At 51.1% G+C, this 1,358-nt stretch carries 1 protein-coding gene; it reads right to left on the reverse strand.

The genetic code is table 11. The annotated features are described in order from the left end of the window. Positions 1-31 precede the first annotated feature (31 nt). On the reverse strand, positions 32-1,358 hold a 1,327-nt coding region (locus J2S00_RS19810; protein WP_307344027.1), incomplete at its 5' end, for an IS1634 family transposase.

Genomic DNA, 1,358 nt, shown 5'->3' on the forward strand with positions numbered 1-1,358 from the left:
ATGAGCGATTCAGTATGGTTGGTACGTGTATCTATGAACTTGGCTGGATCTCGAGGAACCTTGGGGGAGGTTCAACGCCTACAGCTGCGAAGATTTGGCGCTGTTTGGCGGTGATCTCGGTACACTGATACAGGTCACCATTTTTCGAGGAAAAATGACCTAAAGCTAATCGTTGCAATTCGTCCCGAACCTTTCGCCAGGATTCCCCCGTATGGACTTCTACGATTCGAACCAGTAAAAGAGCCAACCAACTGAGCAGAATATGGGCGCGAATGCGATCTTCCAATCGGTGGTACATCGGGCGCAATTCTAACGTTGATTTCAATGTTCGAAAAGCATCTTCAACGTCCACCAGTTGTTTGTAACCCAGGGCCACATCTTCTGGGGACAAGGTATCATCGGAAGTTCGAATCAAGTATTTTCCATCATACTTTTCTGCGTCCCGAATCGCTTGCTTGTTGAGGCGAAGCGTGCTATCTTTCAGTTGGCGCAGATACTTGCCATAGGAAGGATGGGACCGTAGGCGGCAGGCCGCTTTGCTATGAACCTCATGCGACAACTGTTTCAGTCCATCCAGTTCGGCCTGCAATTTTTCCAGTAACTTTTTGCGTTCCTCCCGTTGGCGTTCAGCTTCTTTGGGATTGTATACCAACACATAGCGCTTGCGTGCTTCACCGTCACCGACGATGATCTCTTTGACATGCAGGTTCTCTCGAACCTGATGGTACCTGCCTCTTGTGCTCATCGCCTCTTTGGAGGCTGCTTTACCGGAACGCATCTTTTCCCCAACGATGTAGTGCCCGCCTGCGCGTTGCAACGTACGCAAGTTTTCCTCAGACGAGAAGCCACGGTCCATGACGCTAATGACACGGCCCAATTTCCATCCGATCAAGTTCTTTTTCACCTGCTCAACAACGGTCATGTCCATCGTGTTCCCTGGCCAAACCCAACAGCGGATGGGGATCCCTGTCCGCGTCACGGCAAGGCCAATCACCACCTGCAACAGATCCGGCCGTTTATCTTTTGAAAACCCTTGTTTCCGAAACGTATCTTCTTCCGGGGCTTCGGACGGATCCACTTCAAAGTAAGAGGAAGTGGTATCAAAGTACAGCAGATCGACCTCCAGATTCAACAGGTCGGAAACAGCCCCATAGACTTGATACTCCAACTCAGACTGAACAGCCAACAGTTCGTCCATCGCTCGATAGAGCTGATGGCTCGCCACTTGGGACAGCCCGGGAATGTAGACTTCTTCCCGAACCCAATCTTCCATGGCTAATTTGCTGGATGGGGCCAGGGCGCGATTGGCCACCATGGCAAAGATCAGCCGTTCGATATCCAGCTGGTGATGGCGAGAA

The sequence above is a fragment of the Caldalkalibacillus uzonensis genome, assembly GCF_030814135.1.
GTDB lineage: Bacteria > Bacillota > Bacilli > Caldalkalibacillales > Caldalkalibacillaceae > Caldalkalibacillus > Caldalkalibacillus uzonensis.